Source organism: Parageobacillus thermantarcticus, from assembly GCF_900111865.1.
In the GTDB taxonomy this organism is placed as follows: Bacteria; Bacillota; Bacilli; order Bacillales; family Anoxybacillaceae; genus Parageobacillus; species Parageobacillus thermantarcticus.
The window spans coordinates 1-19585 of the sequence record NZ_FOJS01000045.1 but is presented as its reverse complement, the minus strand read 5'-3'; the positions used below and the strand labels follow the sequence as shown (position 1 = coordinate 19585).

The following is a 19585-nucleotide window of genomic DNA, read 5'->3' as shown; positions in this document are numbered from 1 at the left end:
GGCGCTTGTCCCGGGTTTCCGCCAATTGTCGGTCGATGTCCTCCAACAGAGCCGTAAACAACTCGGCGAAGGCGTTTTGCAAGGCTCGAAACAAATCAAGTTCGATCTCTTTCCATGACAACGAATTTGTGGTAAGATGTTGTTGAATATTCATGGGACTCTCTCCTCCTGTTTGATAGTGTGGTCAATGAATATCTTACCAGGGAGAGAGTCCTTTTTTCATGTTTCCTGCTTGGGATCCTACCGCGCTTCGCTTGGTGGCCCCGATGAGGGGGATTGCGAACCTACGTTCCCAACCCCCTCATCGGGGAATTCTAAGAATTTCTCCCACAAACATTTTACTCACACGTAAAATTATTTGATTACAGATTTATGTATGCAATGGCAAATGTTCTTTCTGTTCTCAAAGCATTGTTCTTTTCTATATCACCGTAAAATAAATCCCGTCCTGGGAAAATAAAAAATGTCCAAGAAGCCGAGCGTGATCAGGGTTTTACCTGATCTTATGTTCGGTTTCTTCTTTTGGAAAGGTGATAGGGGATAGGGTGAAAGGGGGTAATACGGTTGTATGTACGGATTTAGACTATAAGAACAGGGAGATGTTAGATAAATTATTTTATTGGTGTGTCAATTCTAAACATTATGGAAGTATTGTTACCAAAGATGCATAAATTATTTTTTAAAGTAATAAATAGGTGCTTGATGTTTCTGGTAATATGTGACAAAGAAAAGAATTAAGCTTTTAGCATAATCTCTTGCTAAAAGCTTAATTCGATACCTGTAGTTCTAAATTTTTTACTCTTTTGGGAAAAACACTTTCATATTCCTCATAAATATATTTTGCCCAAAAATTTGGTCCCATATGTTGAGCCCATTCAATATCTTCGGTGATTTTATTTATAATTTTTGGATCCCAAACTATTTCTTTTGCCTTTGAAAAATCCATATTGTATTTATCTTGTAGAACCTTTGCAATTTCATTTCTAAAAGAAGGATAGCCGTGCTCGTGCTCATAATTCAATTTATTTCTTAACTGTTCTCTTGTCATTGTACGTTTGTTGTTGATCATATGCTTTCACCACCTTTTGAAGGGTAATCACATTATATGTGAAAATGTTTTGGTTGTGAATAGATAGCTGGTCATATGTTGCATACTGAGCAATTTCTTCATAAAACAATTCAATATCAAGCTCTCCACTATCGACCAAATTAACAAGGTCAAAAATTTTTCCGTCAGCTACGCCGCCAAATACATAATCGTAACGGTGAGTAAAGCATTGTTTTTTTGAGCGATTGTTATATATGAATTTTGCCCATTCTAAATCCATCTTATGCAGTATATATCCATTATATTCCTTTTTTAACCTTGATATGTCTAACACATATACGAACACTATTGGTTCTTCGCCTTCTAACTTAGCTCTTTTCTCTGCATGTTTACTTGCTTGGATAAAATTGGATGTCAAATAAAAACCTTTTCCAAAATCGGTATATTCTTGACAAAGATCAATATTGACTCCTTCTTGAAGCGAATCAAAATGTTTTGAAGTAGTACCATGGTACAAAATTTTTGAAAATTGATTAAAATTTTTAGATAATACTGCACTCGAAACCATAAAACATCCCATTTTTCTTTTTTGTTTAATTATACCGTCTGTTCATAATAGGTGTCAATTTAATATAGATGCTAGTTTACCACAAATTGTTAGTTTTACAAGTTCACCATACCTAGCAATATTAACTTTTCTTAATGTGCCAATCATCCTAAAAAAATTTTATCATGTTTTAATTAATTGATATGAGATAAATGAGTGTACAAAGTTAAAGGGATTGGAAGTTAAATTTTGTTTAGAATTTACAAAATGGGAAGGAGTAAAATCTTTGAGGGTTTTTAAGTTTTAGGTCTTGATGATATTTTGTAGAGCCGATTCATTTTCCATTACTGATTTCGAAAGGTTCTTTTATTTGGAAGGTAAATATTGTTATAATTTATTTTGATTATTTAAGAAGGTAAGAGGAGAGAGTATAAGCTATATGGAAAAACAGATATTGCAGAACATCAAAAAGTACGGTAATCTTTACCTTACTAAAAGAACTAAGAACAGAGAAGGGCTATTCTTTGAAAGAGTTGTCCAATATATTTGCACATTTCAACAACTTCTCTAAGAAACTATGAACAGGGTAAAACTTTTCCTGACGAATCAAATCTTATACAGATACTGAGATTATTTGAAATAGACGCAAAGTCTCTAATGAGTGAAACGTATGCAAAAACAGAGGAAATTAAAGATTTGTTAGAGGAGGTCGATAAATGAGTTTCAAATCTTCCGCCATTTCGCATTGGTCTTTTTTCCGAACACGATTTAGGATGTTGCGGACTTTGTGAACGACACAACGCTGCACATCGGCTTTCGGATAAACCGCCCGAAAGAAAGGCTTCCTCCAGCCCCGGAAGACCATCAAATACGCCTAAAAGCACTTCTTGTACGCCTCTTTTGTAGAGCTGTTGGAGAATCTCCCGCCATCCATAAGCGCTTTCTTGTCCACCTACGAAAAAGTCCAGAACTTCGCGATACCCTTCTTCATTCACTCCTAACACCACATCAATGACTTCTTTCACTACCGTATCGCGCGAGGTTTCACGTACAAGCCGTCCAAATATAGGACCGCTTGGGTAGTGGACGAGTGTGCCATTTTTCGATATCTTCTTTACGACATCGGTAATACGGCTGATCGTCGCTGGAGAATAAGTTCCTAGAATTCGTTCAATAAACTTGCCAATTTCCCGAGTACTCATGCCGCTTTGATACATGCGAATGATGGCTTCCTCCAGCCATCCCGTGTGGCGTTGATAAGGGGCAAACAGCTGCGTTTGAAATTCCCCGTTTCGGTCTCTTGGGACCAAAAGCCCCTCAATCCGGCCATATTGCGTATCTAGATTTCGTTGATAGTAGCCGTTTCTCATATTGGATGTGTCCGCTTGTTCGATTTCGAGGAAATTTTTGATCTCTTCCTGCATCATCAGCTCTAATTTTTCTTTGACAAACTGACGAGTGACACTTTCCAGTTGATTTGCCTAGTCGATATTCGATATACTTTTAGACATAGGTAGGGTTCTCCTTTCTCTGGAATGTTTTTCGTCCAATCAGAGAATACCCTACCTTTTTTCTTTTGGTCTAGCAAAATGTTTTACACAAAATTTTATACATCATCATATGGCACGCTCCTTTATTTTTTAAGGATTTTTATAATTTAGGTCTTGATAATATCACCGGCTATTTCCAAAAAGCAAGATGTAACACGTGTCCCCTTATTTTCCTTGCCATATCATTTTCCAGTAATTCTCGATTCGTTTAAATGTGTCATCGGCACGCTGTGCAACAAAATCTCTTGCTAATTGGTAATCTATATCCCTTGGTGAGATGCCTTTCGTAACAAATGAAAGCAGTTGTTCTTTTGCTTTTACCAGCACCGCAGACAAATCTTCTTCATTTTGAATGCCCTCAAACATTTCTTGATATTTTTTGATGACTGATTCAATTTCTTCATGTGTATAAACCGTTTTTCCAAGTTTATTCGTCATGGACAGCTCACGGCTTTGTTGGTATGTAAGCGGAGCATTTAGTGGCCTGATTTTGGCCCGTGCTGCGATGAATCTTTCCTCCACCGATTGATGATTCATTGCTTTTTTCGTATTGTGGCGGACATAATCTTGAATCAGTTGATCAAATCCTTTTTTTACATCGCCGCTTAAAAACGTATCACTGAAGTGTTGAAGTGCAGCTGTTGAAGAAGCCAATTCAAGATGGGCTTCATAAGAATTCGGTTGTTCTTTACTAATTCCAAAAAGGTTAATGCCTGCATATTGCGCTAAACTATCCATTCCGTCTGTTATGTGTTGTAAGATGGATTCTACTTTTTTTACTTCTTCATTACTTAGCGAATCAAAATATTTGGATTCATGCAAATATTGGCTGAACACAAGCCATTGATCCTGTGGCCGATAAGAGAAAATATCAGAAGGGTCTGCGTTTTGTACGTTAATATCTTTTTGAAAAAATTCTTCCATCGTCATCATGCCTTGAATTTGTTTGATTTCATCCGAAATCGTAAGTTTATAGGCTTGTCCATTTCGGATGACTTCTACTTGTTTTCCGGCCAATGGATTTTTGATTTCATATACAGACGGCTTTTTGGCTATATTTCGAGCGACTATTGCTCCGATATACCCAAGATCAATTTTCACGGTTATTCCCTCCTAAAATAGTATTCATTATTATTATCGGCTTTTTTAAATAAATAGTTTAACAATATAAGGAAAAATTTGAATATATTTTTATTAAGAGGGTAAGTTGTTGAGGCCGTATTCCTTTTGAGTAAAGAAATTCCTTAGTCTTTCTATTGAGGCTGTCTAAAAAGTCCAATTTAAACTAAAATACACCTAAATTAAAAACCTAAAAGGGGTTATTTTACAGCATTCTTGGCTTTTGTTTGTGTTTGGCAAGTAAAAAATGGCTCTTACGTATATTTGGTGAATGCCTTCCTATCATTTTTGTTGGAGATTTTTATTGTTTTATTAAAATAATAATTAAAGTCTATAGAGAACCCCTTTTTTCTAACAAGTCTAATCCAGCACGGCCATACATCATTCGTTTAATAGTTTTTAACCGATTGATTTGACCTTCTAGTACCCCATTGCTGTAAGGGAGAAGAAAAGCATGTTTTATTGCCTGCAAATCGCTGCGCAAGCGCTTTGCATAAAAATAAAATGGTTGTTTTGCTCCGAAGACTGACAGGAAGATGGACTGATTGCACCACTTTTTGTGTAGAGAGGCAGCTAGTAGAAAAAGCAATTTGTCTTAATGTGTGTTCTGCGTGAAGCGTACTGCGACCATGAGGAAAAAGTTATTCGTATCGCTCGGTAAACAAGAGGAGAATCACAAAACCATTTTCGAGAAATAAGCAGAAGAGAAACAGGCTGGCCGGCGATAGGGAGATCTTGAATGATACGTGTATACCGACTATGCGGGCGGGAGGAAACATGATGGCAAGCAGGACAGGGAGAAGACTCACGGATGCTTTTTACCATTAAGCGCAAACCATTACCGACATCCGATACATCCAGCAGCTCGATAGTTGGACTAGGAGGAGAAGGTGAGCTGTGTCATGCACTTCTTTTTTTATTATATTAGTGTAGTTAATAGAAAGTTAGAAAGTTACCTCTCCAAATTAGCGTAAGAACCAATTTTAAATCGTTATTGACAATTAAGAATCATAACTCTTCTCATTCACGCTATGATTCTAATAGTAAATGAGGAATTTTTTTTTCGGCTATATAGGGATTTTATTATCGGTTTTAACACAAATAATATTTTCATGGTGATAATAAGTCTAATTAATTGAATATAAAAATTTATCGTGATAATATGGCATTGATCCAATTGAAATATATATTTGTAACTCAAGGGTCCAAAAAGTCGCATATATTCTAAGGGGGTCTTTTTTATGCCACAAGAACCAATTGTTGTCAATGCGATTATTGACGGCGAAAAAATTAAATCAGAAAAAATGGCACCGCGAGAAAATCCGGCACATCCGGATGAGATTGTCGGTTATTATCCAGTTAACACACGCGAGGAAGCAGCCAGAGCCATTGATTCCGCCTATAATGCTTTTTCTGGTTGGGCTAAAACTTCCATAGATGAACGTATTGAACGGATGAGAAAAGCCATTCAAAAGATTAAGGACGCGACGCCGGAAATCGTAAAATTGCTCTCTAGAGAACATGGGAAACCCTTATATGATGCAGAGGGAGAAATCGCTGTTTCATTAATGTGGATGGAATATGCTTGTGACAATGCCAAAGAAGTACTAAGGGATGAGGTTATCGAGCATAATAATGGAAAAACTATTATTACAAGAGATCCAAAGGGAGTTATTTCAGCGATAACACCATGGAATTATCCGTTGTCACTCTCCACGATCAAAATCGCGCCTGCACTTTTGGCGGGGAATACAATGGTTTTGAAACCAAGTCCATTTGCGCCGTTAGCTGTAAGTAAGGTTGTTGAAATGATCGCTGATGAGTTCCCTAAAGGAGTATTAAACCTTGTTAATGGCGACAGTGACATCGGTGTTGAATTAACAACGAATCCAAAAGTTGCGAAAATTGCCTTCACTGGAGGAACTCGAACAGCTACACATATTATGAAATCTGCAGCAGATACTATAAAGGACTTGACATTAGAATTAGGAGGAAATGATGCGGCTATTATCTTAAAGGATTTTGATGTGAATGACGAAAGAGCCATGCGTCGCCTCGTAATTTCTAATTTCTTAACGGTTGGTCAAATATGCATGATCGCTAAACGGGTATATGTGGATCGCTCGATTTATGACCAATTTGTAGAAAAATATATTGAAGTAGCAAACAAATGGATTAGAGTTGGCGATCCATTTAATAAAGATGTTACGATCGGTCCTGTAAACAACAGAAAACAAATGGAATATGTACAAAGTTTAATTGACGATGCAGCAAGTAAGGGAGCAAAGGTCATTAAATTAGGTAAAGTGTTGGATGAAGATATCTTTGAAACTGGATACTTCTTACAACCGACAGTAGTTTTAGGGGCCAATTATGATGACCCGATTGTTGTGGAAGAACAGTTCGGTCCAACCGTACCTATCCTGCCTTTTGATGATGATAACCATGCCATTAAGCTGGCGAATGACAGCATTTATGGACTGACCAGTTCTGTTTGGGGAGAAGAGCAACATGCTTTAGAAGTTGCTAAACAAATTCAAGCCGGAACGACTATGATTAACACGGCAGCCGTACAGGGGTTAGATGTGCGCTTCCCGTTTGGGGGAGTTAAACAATCGGGAATTGGTCGTGAATATGGCAAAGAGGGCATTCTTGCCTATACCGATACACACGTTATTAATATACCTAAAGTTGGGGAGTTAGCTTACATTCCGGAGTAATTGTTTGAATAGATGAATCAGCAAAATCCATAACTAGCTGGAACTTGATAATGAAAATCCGGACAGCCATAAAAGTGATTGAAATATCTTTTATGGCTGTCTTTTTATGTGTGGCTAATGATGAAATTAGCTAGGAAAAATACAGTAAGGATATAAGGAATGAAGAGTAAATAAAAATTTTGACCACGATGCGGATACAAAATGTGTCGGGATCGAGTGGTTGCGTGGAATATCATTTGTCTTCATGTCGGGCAAAGCGCTCCCTTCATCGCCATGGCTACTACGAGCAAAATGCCTTGACACCGCATCGTTGTTATCGCGTCTGGATCGCTCTGTATCGCTGCCGGGATGTCGGAAGACGCAATTTTGACGGAACGCCTTCGAACTACGAAAACTATTGCTTTTGACCTGAGTCAAGAAGAAAAAGAAATTTATGATGGAGTAACGGAATATGTCCGTTATCATTTTAACCAAGCAAAACAAAATAACAATCATAATGTGACATTTGCGGTGATGATTTTGCAACGGCGGTTAAGCTCTTCATTGGCTGCTATTATTTGTCGTTAGTGAGAAGAAAAAAGAATTAGAAGAACTTTTATACAATGAACAAAGAAATCAAGTTCATGATTTTGACGAATTGGCAGCTGAAGAGCAAGAGGAAGTAGAAGAAAAAGCGATCTTGTATTCATCGTACAGCTTCTTTTGCAGAGTTTGGCTCACCTATATCTTTTGTCGCCAAGTGTATGCGGATGAGGAAGTTAGGCCATCACCATTTCCGCAGCTGTCCGGTCGTGGCAGGATGCTTCGGTCAGGACATATTCCATCGGAAGCGCTTGGTCGGTAATCTGAAGATAGTAAGCCATCTTTTTGGATGCACAATACCCAATATCGGCGATTCCTTGAAATCGTTTGACGCGATACATTCGTGTGTGGTGGCAAAATTCAATAGGTAAGCTATCTACTACCGCATAAGCGTGATGTTGTCCACGTTTGGCGAGTTGGTGACGAAATCCATTTGATCGCTCAACGCAAAGAACGGCATCGACGGTTGTATCGAGAGCGCTCTGGAAACATCTCCTTTGTGAACAGGTTTCCAATGACAAATCGATGCCAAACCTGTTCCGAGCAATTTTCCAAGAACGTGAATGGCGATGATAACCTCATCCTCTTGCTTCAACAAATGACGATTTCGACGTTGCAAATACATCTGAATACAAGATTATAAATAGCTCTCATTATCGACTCTTTAGATATTTCAATCTCATTAAATTCACCAAATTCTATTTTTTCTTCCATTCCCTCGACATAAAGATTTTTTAAAAAGATTTCAAATGAGTCAGCAATTTTAAATATTTCCTCTGTTTCATTATTAATATAAACAATTGGGGGATTTTCCACTGTGTTTCTATAGTCAAACGCTATCCAAGAGTGACCTTGACCACTAAATAGAACCAGTCCTTCAGGCATATTCCACTCTTCTATGTAGTAAGGCGTTTCTAAAATGCCATTGTTTTCTCCTATTCCCATAATAAAATCCACATTGACTGAGTGATCGCTCCAAGAGGTAGGTTTTGGTGAAGGATGAGCATTAAACACAATACTCCCACCGTTTTGTATCTTTAGGATATATAGGTAATATTTAGGTAGTTTTACATTAAATAGGTTTTCAGCTTTTTTAATATCTGATTCCTTTAAAGGGGAGAACTTATAAATATCGTTCTCTAAATTAGCCCAAATCTTCAAAACAGTTCACTCCCTCTAACTAATGAATTTGAGTCTTTAAAAGAGGAGTAAGAAGGGGTTAGTCAGCTTCCTAATAAAGTTCATCATAAAGCAACGCGCCGTTTGCGCTCTCATTCCTCTTATGGAAAATATTTTCTCCAATTAAAGGACAAAACACTTCGCATCGATAAACAAGCGGTGCGTGATGCCGAAAAATATGATGGGAAATATTTTATTCGAACATCGGATGATACGCTGTTCGCTGAAAATGTCGCGCTTGGCTATCAACAACTGATGGATATTGAAAGAGCCTTTCGCACGCTCAAATTCACTCTAGAGTTACGGTCGATGTATCATCAGTTGGAGGATCGCATCCGTGTCCACGTGCTTCGCTGCTGGCTGGCCCTCCTCTTGATCTGAATCATTGAAATTCGTACAGGGGAATCGTGGGCCAAGACGAGAGAAGAGCTGCAACGGCTCACGTTCGGACATTTTTCTTTGAAATACGGTTCCCTCTATCAGCGTACAGAGATTACGGCAAACAAGGGCAAATCTTTGCCGCTGTGGGAGTGGAGCCTCCTAGACATTCATCCTTGTCTCTAGATACACGCTTGAAGTATGTCCCATCGCCTATGAGTTCTTATATATTAAGGGCTGAAAAGCGATTTATTTGCCTAGTAAGTGTCGGACTCGGCAACAGAAACGACGCACACAAAAGACGGCCCTTCGTCCGATCCCCTGCTTCGGAGCTAAACTCAACCGTTCCTTCACGACTCTCCAGATGGTCGGCAAGGTATATTGAAAATAGGGAAGCAGGAAGATCAAGTCCGCAAAATTGTGTAAAAATAAAACGGTAAAAAGCGATTTTATTTTCCTGTAATCCAAGTTTACTGCACTGGTAATAGAATTTACAAAATAATTTGGATTTGACCCTTAATTTATCCATTTGTTAGAATATTGTTAATTATTTTTGGAGATAGTTAGGAAAATTTAGCGGGAGGAGTTTAGTGGTGTTAAATAATAAAACGGATAGCGATAACTGGGATGCAAAATTGTACGATAGTAAACATTCGTTTGTCTCAAAATTTGGAGAAGATTTGATTGAGTTGTTAGCACCAAAGAACGGTGAGTATATCCTTGACCTTGGCTGCGGAACAGGAGATTTAACGGATAAACTTCATCAACTTGGAGTAAATGTTGTTGGTATTGATAAATCCAAAAATATGATAGAACAAGCTAAAAAGAAGTATCCGCATTTAAAATTTGCGGTGCAAGATGCTTTACATCTTGATTATCATTGCGAATTTGATGCTGTTTTCTCGAACGCCACACTTCACTGGGTAAAACCTCCAAAGCAGGCTTTATATTGTATTTATAACGCTTTAAAACCAGGTGGTAGATTTGTTGCAGAATTTGGTGGTAAAGGAAATGTGAAGATCATTACGGATGAAATCCTTAACCAATTTAAGAAATTAGGGATTGAGTATAAAGTGGAGCCATTTCTTTGGTATTTTCCAAGTATAGGAGAATATTCAACATTAATGGAAGAAGTGGGTTTTAGAGTTATTTTTGCTCAACATTTTGATAGACCCACGCTGTTAGATGGAGATAATGGAATAAGAAATTGGCTGGAAATGTTCGGTAGTAGTATGTTTGGAGGGTTAACCGAGGAAACGAAGGATTTCATAATAACTAAAGTGGAAAACAATCTGAAAGAAGTCTTATTTTATAACGGTGGATGGTTCGCAGATTATAAGCGAATTCGTGTAATTGGAATCAAAGAGTAATGGTTCATCCTCAATTTTGTTATTTAGTGACAAAAAAGAAAGAAATTGATTGAACCTTGGTGATAATGTTTGGTGACGAAATAAACATTTGAAAGAAAGATGTAATCAATTAATTAGGTAATTTTTCAGGAATAACTCATTGATCATATTACTATAAGTAATATGGTTAGGGAGGATTTCCATGCAAAATATAATTTATAGACCTAGTATTTCACTTCTAATTATATTCTTTATTTCCTTAATAGTTACTAAATTATTTCCATCATTGACATCGACTATTTTCGATATATGGATTTTGGGGATTTGTTTGATTATTGCTATTTTTTTGCACGAATTAGGACATGTGATCTTTGCGTTATTATGTAGATTTGATTTCCATTTTTTTGCTTTCGGTCCCTTTTTAATTGAAAAAGTGCAAGGAAAATTGAGAATACGTGAAAATAAACATTGGATTTATTTCGGTGGAGTTTCTTTTGTAACCCCTACTGTTAAAATTTTGTCTACAATAAAAGCAAAATGGGGATTATTTTTGCTGGGAGGCCCTTTGTTTAGTTTGATAGCATTTCTTGTATTTTTTATGATTGGGAAGATTTATCAGAATGATTTTATGCTATGGTGTTCCATTTTAAACATTGTGATATTTATAGCCACCTCATTTCCGATTACAAAAGGGGAAGTAAACGATGGCGGAAATATATTTTTATTGTTTAAAGACAGGGAACAAACGGGGTTACAGAATTTAAAACTTCAAATACTTAGTGAGTTATTTAGTTCAAAAAGACCAATGGAATGGGATAAAGAGTTGATAGAAAAGTGTAAAGAAATAGTTAAAGAAAAAAATTCCATAGAAAATCATATGATCTATACGTTTCTTTTTTATTATTATTTTGACGCTGGTAATGTTGAACAGATTTTTTCAAGCATACAGCCAATTATAAATGAACCGCTTACAAAGGAAAATAAATTTATCAAAGGGAATTTTAACAGTTTATACATACTCTATAAATTTTTATATGAAAACAATGAAAAAAACTTAGAAGAAATAGATAAATTATTTAAAGGAATATCAAAATTAGATTCATATGCCTATAATCGTTCCCTTGCGATAATTAAGTATTTAAAGGGGGATGTTAAAGGAGCAAAAAGATTGATAAACAAATTAGAGCATGAATTAAGCTATACGAATGGCCAAGGTGTGTATTATGTTGAAAAAGATATCTTGCAAAAATTAAAATTAAAAATGATGTAACTTGGTAGACAAGGTCGACAAGCTGAAGGCTTTTCTATAAAATTGAGAAAAGCCTTTTGTTTATCTAGAAACTATTAATTGTAAGGGTATGTTATGTTGTTGGTTTTGGGAAAAAGAAAAACCATTTACGATAAAAGAAAGTTAATTAGATTATCGCTTTCCGTCAACGTTGTGCAAAAGAAAATGTTTCTGCGTTTCGTTCCATGCCAAAGTTATAACTTCTATCAATAAACTTCATGTTCCTGTCCCAATTCAGGCGGATTTTTAGTTGCTTGTTAGCTTAATCAGAAAATGTTTTTTTGCAAAAAATGTACAAACAAGGTAAAAAAAATCATTATTTTTATACAAAAATTTTCAATAATGGAATCATTCTGTGGACTTGTCTATAGCATGCAATTTGTTGTTTTAAAGTTAGGATGTTTTTCCTATACAAATATAACTCCTAAGCCCGATATTAAATATGTGACAAAATACTATTAGTAATAAAAATTTTTTTAATAAAACAAAAAACAGGTAATGGAGCAAAAATATATGGAAGAAAGTGTAATGCGGCGTTTTTTCTCGATTGTAAAGAACATCCTTTGTTCTTATGTGAAGGAGGGGGGTTTTCGAAAAGGGGCATTTTTTTTATGGTAAAATACTTTTTTATGGAAGATGCCGTATAATGATTTTTATCACTTGAGGGATAAACCATGTTTGCGGAAAATCCGTGTTTTCAGGTGTATATGATATGTTTACTTAAGATGGAGAGGGAGTAAGTATGAGCGCAAAGGTTAAAATGAATGGGCTTTTCGTCATTTCGTTTTTTCTGCCGACTATTCTTTTATTGATTTATCTCACGGGGCATTCTTTTCATTGGTTGATCGGAACTGCCATCTTGTTGTCTTTTATTTTTATTTTATTTACAGCTGTTCTTTTTAATCGAAAGTTTCCGTTTGAATCAAAGCAGATTCATGAAGATGATCAAGATCAAGCAAATGCGGATGGCGAAATGACGGCCGCTTTTAAAAATCTTACAAATGATATTGAAGAATTAATGAATTTTTTGCAAACACTTTGCGAACGTATCGAAAATGTATCTAAAGTCACTGCGGGCATTTTGGAAGGTGCCAATGTACAATCGAAAAATGTGGAAAAAAGTAGCGAAGCAATGATAGACATTTCAACCGGCATCCAACAAATTGCCACGAATGCTGAAAACGTATCCAATATGTCAACTACAACTTTACAGACCGTCGCGGACGGATTCGAGTCCATTGAGGCGGTAATTCGTCAGATGGAATCCATTCGCCAAAGGGTGGAAAATCTTTCAAATGTGATTACCGATTTGTCTAAGTATTCCAGAGAAATTGGAAATATAGTCAATACGATTACACAAATTTCTAACCAAACTAATTTATTGGCATTAAACGCTGCTATTGAAGCAGCACGTGCTGGAGAGCATGGAAAAGGTTTTGCGGTGGTCGCCGATGAAGTAAGAAAACTATCCGAAGAAGCCGCTGTCTCAACGAATCAAATTAGTGAAATTGTTTCTTCCATTCAAGAAAATATTTCAAAATCGGTCGAATATATGAACGAAGGAAAAGAGGAAGTGACAAACGGCATTCGCATCGTAAACGACGCAAAACGTGCTTTTGCAGTCATTCAATCAAACATGGACAATGTTTCGCAACAAATCATAGAGGTTTCAGCCGCCGTCCAGCAGCTTTCAGCCGGTTCGGAAGAAATTAAAAAAATGACGGAGTTTACAAAAAATGTGCAAAGTATGGGGGTAGAAAAAATCCATCATATGAACAAGCTTTTTGTTGAATTCATGGAAATGGCGAACTCGAGCCTTGCGTTGGCTCAACGTTTGTATCAAAAAATAAATGAGGAAGGAGATGTTTCGTGAGTAATCGATTGTTCATTGAAGCGGCATTGCGCTCAAAGTTATACCAAAAAAAGTTGAAAAATATAAATCTTGAAGATTGGAATAGTATCTCTTTTACAACAAAAAATGATCTTAGAAGTGCAGATGCATATGATATGCTAGGTGTTCCTCTGCATCAGGTTGCCGCCTATCATGAGACGAGCGGAACCACTGGCACTCCAACTCCAAGTTGGTACAGCCGAAAAGATATCGAACAAGGTGTTCAGATCATTCTTCAATCACCGTTGCAGATAAATGAAAATGATATCGTCTTAAATCGCTTTCCTTTTGCATTGGCCATTCCTTCTTTTATGGTGTATGAAACGACGCAAAAAGTGGGGGCTGGCCATATTGGCGCCGATAAAGCAAGCATGGTCACTCCTGATCGTCGGGTTGTAGAAATAATGGAACGGACACACCCTACTATTTTGGCGATGCTTCCATCTGAAGCGGAAAAGTTATACTATGTCGGCATGCAAATGGGGGTCCGTTTTCCTACGAAAGGATTGCGGGCATTGCTTTTAGCTGGTGAGCTCATTTCACCGGCAAGAAAAAAACACATTGAACAATTGTGGGGAGTTCCGGTTTATGGATTGTTTGGAAGCACGGAAACGGGCGGATTATTTGTGACATGTGAAAATGGACATTACCATCTGGACAATCCAAACGTAAAAATCGAGGTAGTAGATGACTTTGGAAACCCTGTTGAAAATGGCGAAAAAGGAAATTGCGTGATTTCTTCTGCAAGGGAGGGCATGCCGCTCCTGCGTTACGCCAATCAAGACATCGTTCAAATCGTTGATGGTTCGCAATGCGGCTGCCAGAAAAAAGAACCAATTATGCTTCATTACGGACGCAAAGAAGACGTCATACAATATCAAAACAAATCGATCACTTTCTATGAAGTGCAAGAGGCGGTTTATACGCTTCATAAAGTCCCGTTTATGTGGAAAATCAGAGTTTCAAGTGACCGAGTACAATTTTTATGCCAATTCATTGAGCCTGTCGATGAGACGGCAATTTCAAACATCAAATATGAATTAACGGAAAAATTAGGCATTGATATCGATGTGCAACAAACCGTGATCATTCCGGTGGAAAAGCTTACTGAAAAACCTGCCTACGCAAAATACGCGTACATTGAGAGCGAACGCGAAGTGCTTGTCAAATAGAATAAACACCAGCAATTTGCCGAGGGTGTCCCAGAAATGATGGGACACCTTTCTGTGTACTGGATGTTTTATTAGGAAAATATAAAAGATGTGGATGCCACTTGATTGTGAAAGCGATTCGGATAATAATGAAGATAGTGTTGTCTGTTTGCAAAAGCGAGCCAAGGCAGCGCATCGCTTTGTCGTTCGTGTGCAACGAACATGATAAAAAAGAATGGAAAAGCGGCATCCGGAATGGCCCGGACGGTTTTATTTTCGCTGGTCAGCAGCTATTGAGAGGAAATGTGGAATTTTTTTCGGTTGAATTGTATTAAAATCTAGCATTTGTATTCAAGCGGGATAGGCTTGAAATCGGATGGAGATGAATGCGCGTTTAGAGCGTGCTTGAATGTTAGAGCGTTGTTCTATTCCGTGAGATCGGCGGACAACGGAATCGGAAGACATGTGAAAGTAAAGCAGGAAACGACAGCGTACAACACGGCCATTCCTTTCTCTGCAATTACTTGGCTGCTGGAGCGACAGGCAAAGATGCTGCCAACAGAAAAAACTGCATGAAAAAAGATCGTTCAACAAAGAAAAAAGTAAAGAGGGAAAAGCGATGTACGAAAATAATGTGATTTATCAAGAATTAGTGCGAATTTGTGGAGAAGAAAACGTGCTGCGGGACGAACCGCTGAAATATCATACGTTAGTTAAAATTGGCGGCAAGGCGGATTTCCTCGTCTGGCCGAAAACATATGAACAGGTGATCGAAATTGTTCGGTTAAAAGAAAAGCATCACCTCCCTTTTACGCTGCTTGGCAATGGTTCGAACGTCATCGTGCGTGACGGCGGGATCCGCGGCATTGTCGTACAGTTAAAGCATCTTACAGAAATCAAAGCGGAAGGTGAAAAAATTATCGCGCAAAGCGGCGCCGATATTAAAGCAGTTTCTCGGTTTGCGCTGGAACATAGCTTAACGGGGCTTGAGTTTGCGTGCGGCATCCCGGGATCCGTCGGCGGCGCTATTATGATGAATGCGGGCGCTTATGGCGGGGAAATAAAAGATGTGATCGATCATGTAAAGGTCGTTACACAAACGGGAGAACTGAAAATTTTGCGAAAAGGCGATTTGCAGCTCGGTTATCGCACGAGCGTTATCAGCAAAACGAACGATATCGTGCTGGAGGCGGTATTCCAGCTGAAAAAAGGAGATCGGCAAAAAATTAAAGAAAAAATGGATGATTTAACATTCCGGCGCGAATCAAAACAGCCGCTCGAATATCCATCTGTCGGCAGTGTATTTAAACGCCCGCCTGGATACTTTGCAGGCAAGCTCATTCAAGACAGCGGCCTGCAAGGAAAAGGGGTCGGAGGGGCGGAAGTATCGACGAAGCACGCAGGTTTTATTATTAATAAAAACAATGCCACCGCCTCCGACTATATTGCGACGATCGAAATGGTGCGAAAAACGGTAAAAGAGAAATTCGGTGTCGATCTGGAATTAGAGGTGAAAATTATCGGGGAGGATATAAAGCAGTAACAATAATAGAAGGAATATCGGTCCGAACTCGCAAACGAGTTCGGATTTTTTGTTGCGGAAAAGAAACGAAAAAGAGACAGGGTGGAATATATGGCAAGTGGAATAATCGAGTAAGAGAAAGACTAAAAAAACAAAGCCACACTTGTGGCTTTGTTTCACAACTGCTTCTAGTTCAGAATTACACCCAGCCGCGCGCTTTCATCGCCTCTGTAATTCGTTTTAATGAAATGATGTAAGCGGCTGTGCGCAAATCGGTTTCATGCTCCTTCGCCGCTTCATAAACGGCATGGAAGCTTTGTACCATAATGTCCGCTAATTTTTTGTTCACTTCCTCTTCGCTCCAGTAATAGTTCATCAAATTTTGCACCCATTCAAAGTAGGATACGGTTACGCCGCCTGCGTTCGCAAGAATATCAGGGATGACGACAATTCCTTTCTCTGCGAGAATGCGGTCTGCCTCCGGGGAGATTGGACCATTTGCCGCTTCAGCGATGATTTTCGCTTGAACTCGGTCGGCGTTTTTTGATGTGATCGCGTTTTCCAAAGCGGCAGGAATTAAAATGTCTACTTTCAGTTCCAGTAAAGCGGAAGGATCGATTTGATATTCCGCGCCGTAGTCGAGCAAAGTGAGATGATCTTTCAAATATTCTACTTTCGCTATATCTAATCCGTTCGGGTCATAAATGGCGCCTTTGGAATCGCTGACAGCGACGATTTTGCACCCCAGTTCTGCAAGCAGTTTGGCGGCAATTCTTCCTGCGTTTCCGAATCCTTGAATCGCGACGGTCGCGTCGTTTAACGGACGCCCGAGTTTTTTCATCGCTTCTTGAATGGTAATGACACACCCGCGTGCGGTTGCTTCATTTCTTCCTTTCGATCCCCCGATGATGAGCGGTTTTCCAGTAATGACGCCCGGGGAGAAAGATTGATTGATACGGCTGTATGTATCCATCATCCAACCCATAATTTGCGAATTTGTATAAACGTCAGGTGCAGGAATATCTTTATCTGGACCGATGATTTGCGAAATGGCTTCGATAAATCCGCGGCTGACGCGTTCTAGTTCTCCACGGCTTAATGTTTGCGGGTCACAGACAACTCCGCCTTTTCCGCCACCGTAAGGAAGTCCGACGACAGCGCATTTAAATGACATCCACATCGATAATGCCTTTACTTCGTCTAGTGTAACATCAGGGTGAAAGCGGATTCCTCCTTTAGTAGGGCCTAAAGCATCGTTATGCTGGGAACGGTATCCTTCAAATACTCGAATGGAACCATCGTCCATTTTGACAGGAAATGATACGGAGAGGACTCGCATCGGTCTTTTTAAAATTTCAATGATGTGCGGCTCTAAACCTAGTTTCGCTGCGGCTGTTTCAATTTGTTTTTTGACGATTTCATACGGATTCAAATTTTCTTTTGTTACAATCATAGGCATTTCCTCCTTTCAATGTTGAATGATGCAGCATGATTTTGGGCGATGGCTCATTGATTCTATTAGATGTTCAACATACTACCATTATTTTTTTATTTATTCAATATTTTTTATAAAAACTATTTTAATTATCAAATAATTTTATATATGTGGAGGTGTAAAACTAGAAGTGATGGATAAAGATGTAATATCACACATGCACTCGATGAATTCAATGAAAATTTTTATCGAAGATGCGAAATAAATCAAATAGGTATAGAGAGAAGATGACGCCGATTCGTCAGAGAAAGATGTAGGATACAAGCGGCCGTTTTTTGATGAAATGGGAAGGCGGGAGGAAGCCGAGAAATTCCTGCGGATGGTTTCACGACGTCTTGCCTATCTTACAGTTTTTTTGTTTATAAGGAAGAGCTTGAGCAAATTGGCAATAACGTATTTTTCTGCTATAATGAAAGGCAGCATGCAGTAGGTGATGAAGTTCACCGTAACTGCTTGAAAGCTGATTCTCCTACCAGTAAATCTCTTTTTAATGGTAGGAGTTTATTTTTTCTGCCATGTAAAAGAGGGGAATAAGAATGATTTATGTCGTTGTCGGCCTTTTCGGAATCATCGGAGCGTTGCTTCGTTATTATTTAGGTTTGTTGGTGAACAACTGGTGGAGCGGGTCGTTTCCTTTGGCGACATTGCTTGCGAATATGATTGGCTGCTTTGCATTAGGATGTTTGAACGCTTATTTGCCGCGGTTGCGCAATATTCCTTCTTACGTAGCGACAGGGCTAGGAACAGGGTTAGTCGGTTCATTTACCACTTTTTCTACGTTCAGCGTCGAGACAGTTGAGTTGTTGCGCACGTCCCATTGGGGAACGGCGTTGGTTTATGTTTTTCTCAGCATGTGCGGAGGATTGTTGATGGCATTGTGCGGTTTTCGCCTCGGCCATGACCGCTTGCGAGCGCAAAACGAGGCGGCAGAATAAGGAGGGAGCTCAATTCATGTTATGGAATAGCGCACTTGTGGCGATCGGCGGATTTTTTGGGGCAATGGCGCGCTTCGGCATCAGCAAATGGATGAAACAAAAATATCCTTCTTCTTTTCCGTTCTCTACATTATTGATCAATTTAATTGGTTCTTTTTTGCTTGGATATATTGTCGGAAAAGGGTGGAACGCTTCTTGGAATCTTCTTTTTGGAACGGGATTTATGGGGGCGTTTACGACTTTTTCGACATTCAAGATAGAAAGTATTGCTTTTTATATTCATAAGCAATGGAAAGCGTTTGTTTTATATCTTGCATTAACCTATCTATTCGGCTTGCTTCTTGCTTTTCTTGGCATGAAAGCGGCAAGTGTGTAAGCAGTCGCATAAAAGGTGCTTGTGGAGGATGATCGCCCCTCAAGGTGCGGGGCGGGGCGTTCCTGCCAATGGGGATGCGAAGTGCGTGGCAGCCGGCAAAAAGATGTGTACAAAAACGGCTCTCGTGTGAGTAAAATGTTTGTGGGAAAAATTCTTAGAAGTTCCCCGATGAGGGGGTTGGGAACGTAGGTTCGCAATCCCCCCTCATCGGGGCCACCAAGCGAAACGCGGTAGGATCCCAAGCAGGAAACATGAAAAAAGGACTCTCTCCCTGGTAAGATATTCATTGACCACACTATCAAACAGGAGGAGAGAGTCCCATGAATATTCAACAACATCTTACCACAAATTCGTTGTCATGGAAAGAGATCGAACTTGATTTGTTTCGAGCCTTGCAAAACGCCTTCGCCGAGCTGTTTACGGCTTTGTTGGAGGACATCGACCGGCAATTGGCG

The 19585-nt window shown here is 38.8% G+C and carries 19 protein-coding genes and 2 pseudogenes; 12 read left to right on the top strand and 9 right to left on the bottom strand.

From position 1 onward, the window contains the following. The 6 genes from BM278_RS18445 to BM278_RS15135 form a co-directional block, all read right to left on the bottom strand. The coding region (locus tag BM278_RS18445; RefSeq protein WP_208601821.1) for a UPF0236 family transposase-like protein at positions 1 to 154 on the bottom strand (154 nt) is incomplete at its 3' end. Positions 155 to 766: 612 nt separating this feature from the next. Then, positions 767 to 1069 carry a hypothetical protein gene (locus BM278_RS15160; protein WP_128570091.1) on the bottom strand — a complete coding sequence of 101 codons (303 nt, stop codon included), beginning with the start codon at positions 1067 to 1069 and terminating at the stop codon, positions 767 to 769. Next, positions 1023 to 1616: a DUF3990 domain-containing protein gene (locus tag BM278_RS15155; RefSeq protein WP_033006532.1), complete on the bottom strand. Its 594-nt coding sequence runs from the start codon at positions 1614 to 1616 to the stop codon at positions 1023 to 1025. Before BM278_RS15155 ends, BM278_RS15160 begins: the two co-directional genes overlap by 47 nt. Positions 1617 to 2170: 554 nt before the next feature. Next, positions 2171 to 3022, bottom strand: a complete 852-nt coding sequence (locus BM278_RS19705) for an IS256 family transposase (protein ID WP_425272987.1) — start codon at positions 3020 to 3022, stop codon at positions 2171 to 2173. A gap of 288 nt (positions 3023 to 3310) precedes the next feature. Further along, the gene (locus BM278_RS15145) at positions 3311 to 4246 is read right to left on the bottom strand and encodes a hypothetical protein (RefSeq protein ID WP_090951374.1); all 936 of its coding nucleotides are present in this window, start codon (positions 4244 to 4246) and stop codon (positions 3311 to 3313) included. Between the two features lie 591 nt (positions 4247 to 4837). Then, positions 4838 to 5089 (bottom strand): transposase family protein, encoded by a 252-nt coding sequence (locus BM278_RS15135; protein WP_244151192.1) that lies wholly within the window; start codon positions 5087 to 5089, stop codon positions 4838 to 4840. 416 nt (positions 5090 to 5505) lie between these two features. Between BM278_RS15135 and BM278_RS15130 the strand changes: the two genes are divergently transcribed. Then, complete coding sequence (locus BM278_RS15130) at positions 5506 to 6984, top strand: aldehyde dehydrogenase family protein (RefSeq protein ID WP_090951370.1); 1479 nt, start codon at positions 5506 to 5508, stop codon at positions 6982 to 6984. 366 nt (positions 6985 to 7350) lie between these two features. Next, positions 7351 to 7551 (top strand): hypothetical protein, encoded by a 201-nt coding sequence (locus BM278_RS15120; RefSeq protein ID WP_208601820.1) that lies wholly within the window; start codon positions 7351 to 7353, stop codon positions 7549 to 7551. A 102-nt stretch (positions 7552 to 7653) separates the two neighbouring features. Here BM278_RS15120 and BM278_RS15115 read toward each other — a convergent pair. Together BM278_RS15115 and BM278_RS15110 are read right to left on the bottom strand one after the other, a co-directional pair. Next, positions 7654 to 8203, bottom strand: a pseudogene (locus tag BM278_RS15115) (IS982 family transposase); the annotation flags it as partial. Next, positions 8158 to 8727 (bottom strand): SMI1/KNR4 family protein, encoded by a 570-nt coding sequence (locus tag BM278_RS15110; protein WP_090951367.1) that lies wholly within the window; start codon positions 8725 to 8727, stop codon positions 8158 to 8160. The pseudogene BM278_RS15115 and the gene BM278_RS15110, both read right to left, overlap by 46 nt. A 57-nt stretch (positions 8728 to 8784) precedes the next feature. Here BM278_RS15110 and BM278_RS15105 point away from each other — a divergent pair. The 7 genes and pseudogenes from BM278_RS15105 to murB form a co-directional block, all read left to right on the top strand. Continuing rightward, a pseudogene (locus BM278_RS15105) lies at positions 8785 to 9287 on the top strand (IS1634 family transposase); the annotation flags it as partial. A gap of 429 nt (positions 9288 to 9716) precedes the next feature. After that, a complete protein-coding gene (locus BM278_RS15100) occupies positions 9717 to 10493 on the top strand; it encodes a class I SAM-dependent methyltransferase (protein WP_090951377.1) in 777 nt (258 codons plus the stop codon). Positions 10494 to 10674: 181 nt separating this feature from the next. Then, positions 10675 to 11742 carry a M50 family metallopeptidase gene (locus tag BM278_RS15095; protein ID WP_090951364.1) on the top strand — a complete coding sequence of 356 codons (1068 nt, stop codon included), beginning with the start codon at positions 10675 to 10677 and terminating at the stop codon, positions 11740 to 11742. A 760-nt stretch (positions 11743 to 12502) separates the two neighbouring features. Further along, complete coding sequence (locus BM278_RS15090) at positions 12503 to 13633, top strand: methyl-accepting chemotaxis protein (protein ID WP_090951361.1); 1131 nt, start codon at positions 12503 to 12505, stop codon at positions 13631 to 13633. Then, on the top strand, positions 13630 to 14823 hold the full coding sequence (locus BM278_RS15085) for a phenylacetate--CoA ligase family protein (protein ID WP_090951357.1): 1194 nt from the start codon (positions 13630 to 13632) through the stop codon (positions 14821 to 14823). Before BM278_RS15090 ends, BM278_RS15085 begins: the two co-directional genes overlap by 4 nt. Positions 14824 to 14930: 107 nt before the next feature. Further along, on the top strand, positions 14931 to 15137 hold the full coding sequence (locus BM278_RS15080; protein WP_143093462.1) for a hypothetical protein: 207 nt from the start codon (positions 14931 to 14933) through the stop codon (positions 15135 to 15137). Positions 15138 to 15421: 284 nt separating this feature from the next. Then, positions 15422 to 16345, top strand: a complete 924-nt coding sequence (gene murB / locus BM278_RS15070) for a UDP-N-acetylmuramate dehydrogenase (protein ID WP_090951349.1) — start codon at positions 15422 to 15424, stop codon at positions 16343 to 16345. Positions 16346 to 16523: 178 nt separating this feature from the next. Here the strand turns inward: murB and BM278_RS15065 are convergent, their stop codons facing one another. Continuing rightward, entirely contained in the window at positions 16524 to 17783 is a 1260-nt protein-coding gene (locus BM278_RS15065; RefSeq protein WP_090951344.1) for a Glu/Leu/Phe/Val family dehydrogenase, read from the bottom strand. A 572-nt stretch (positions 17784 to 18355) separates the two neighbouring features. On the opposite strand from BM278_RS15065, the gene crcB (BM278_RS15060) reads away from it, so the two are divergent. The 3 genes from crcB (BM278_RS15060) to BM278_RS18435 form a co-directional block, all read left to right on the top strand. Beyond that, positions 18356 to 18754 (top strand): fluoride efflux transporter CrcB, encoded by a 399-nt coding sequence (gene crcB, locus BM278_RS15060; protein WP_090951342.1) that lies wholly within the window; start codon positions 18356 to 18358, stop codon positions 18752 to 18754. A gap of 16 nt (positions 18755 to 18770) precedes the next feature. Then, a complete protein-coding gene (crcB, locus tag BM278_RS15055; RefSeq protein ID WP_090951339.1) occupies positions 18771 to 19130 on the top strand; it encodes a fluoride efflux transporter CrcB in 360 nt (119 codons plus the stop codon). Positions 19131 to 19450: 320 nt separating this feature from the next. Continuing rightward, positions 19451 to 19585: UPF0236 family protein (locus BM278_RS18435; protein WP_143093461.1), on the top strand; the 135-nt coding region annotated here is incomplete at its 3' end.

What these genes read in the sequence shown, in the direction of transcription:
- BM278_RS15095 (WP_090951364.1), top strand. Translation starts at nt 10,675, where the DNA reads ATGCAAAATATAATTTATAGACCTAGTATTTCACTTCTAATTATATTC.
- BM278_RS19705 (WP_425272987.1), bottom strand. Translation starts at nt 3,022, where the DNA reads ATGATGCAGGAAGAGATCAAAAATTTCCTCGAAATCGAACAAGCGGAC.
- BM278_RS15155 (WP_033006532.1), bottom strand. Translation starts at nt 1,616, where the DNA reads ATGGTTTCGAGTGCAGTATTATCTAAAAATTTTAATCAATTTTCAAAA.
- crcB (WP_090951342.1), top strand. Translation starts at nt 18,356, where the DNA reads ATGATTTATGTCGTTGTCGGCCTTTTCGGAATCATCGGAGCGTTGCTT.
- BM278_RS15135 (WP_244151192.1), bottom strand. Translation starts at nt 5,089, where the DNA reads ATGGTAAAAAGCATCCGTGAGTCTTCTCCCTGTCCTGCTTGCCATCAT.
- BM278_RS15090 (WP_090951361.1), top strand. Translation starts at nt 12,503, where the DNA reads ATGAGCGCAAAGGTTAAAATGAATGGGCTTTTCGTCATTTCGTTTTTT.
- BM278_RS15065 (WP_090951344.1), bottom strand. Translation starts at nt 17,783, where the DNA reads ATGCCTATGATTGTAACAAAAGAAAATTTGAATCCGTATGAAATCGTC.
- crcB (WP_090951339.1), top strand. Translation starts at nt 18,771, where the DNA reads ATGTTATGGAATAGCGCACTTGTGGCGATCGGCGGATTTTTTGGGGCA.
- murB (WP_090951349.1), top strand. Translation starts at nt 15,422, where the DNA reads ATGTACGAAAATAATGTGATTTATCAAGAATTAGTGCGAATTTGTGGA.
- BM278_RS15160 (WP_128570091.1), bottom strand. Translation starts at nt 1,069, where the DNA reads ATGATCAACAACAAACGTACAATGACAAGAGAACAGTTAAGAAATAAA.
- BM278_RS15130 (WP_090951370.1), top strand. Translation starts at nt 5,506, where the DNA reads ATGCCACAAGAACCAATTGTTGTCAATGCGATTATTGACGGCGAAAAA.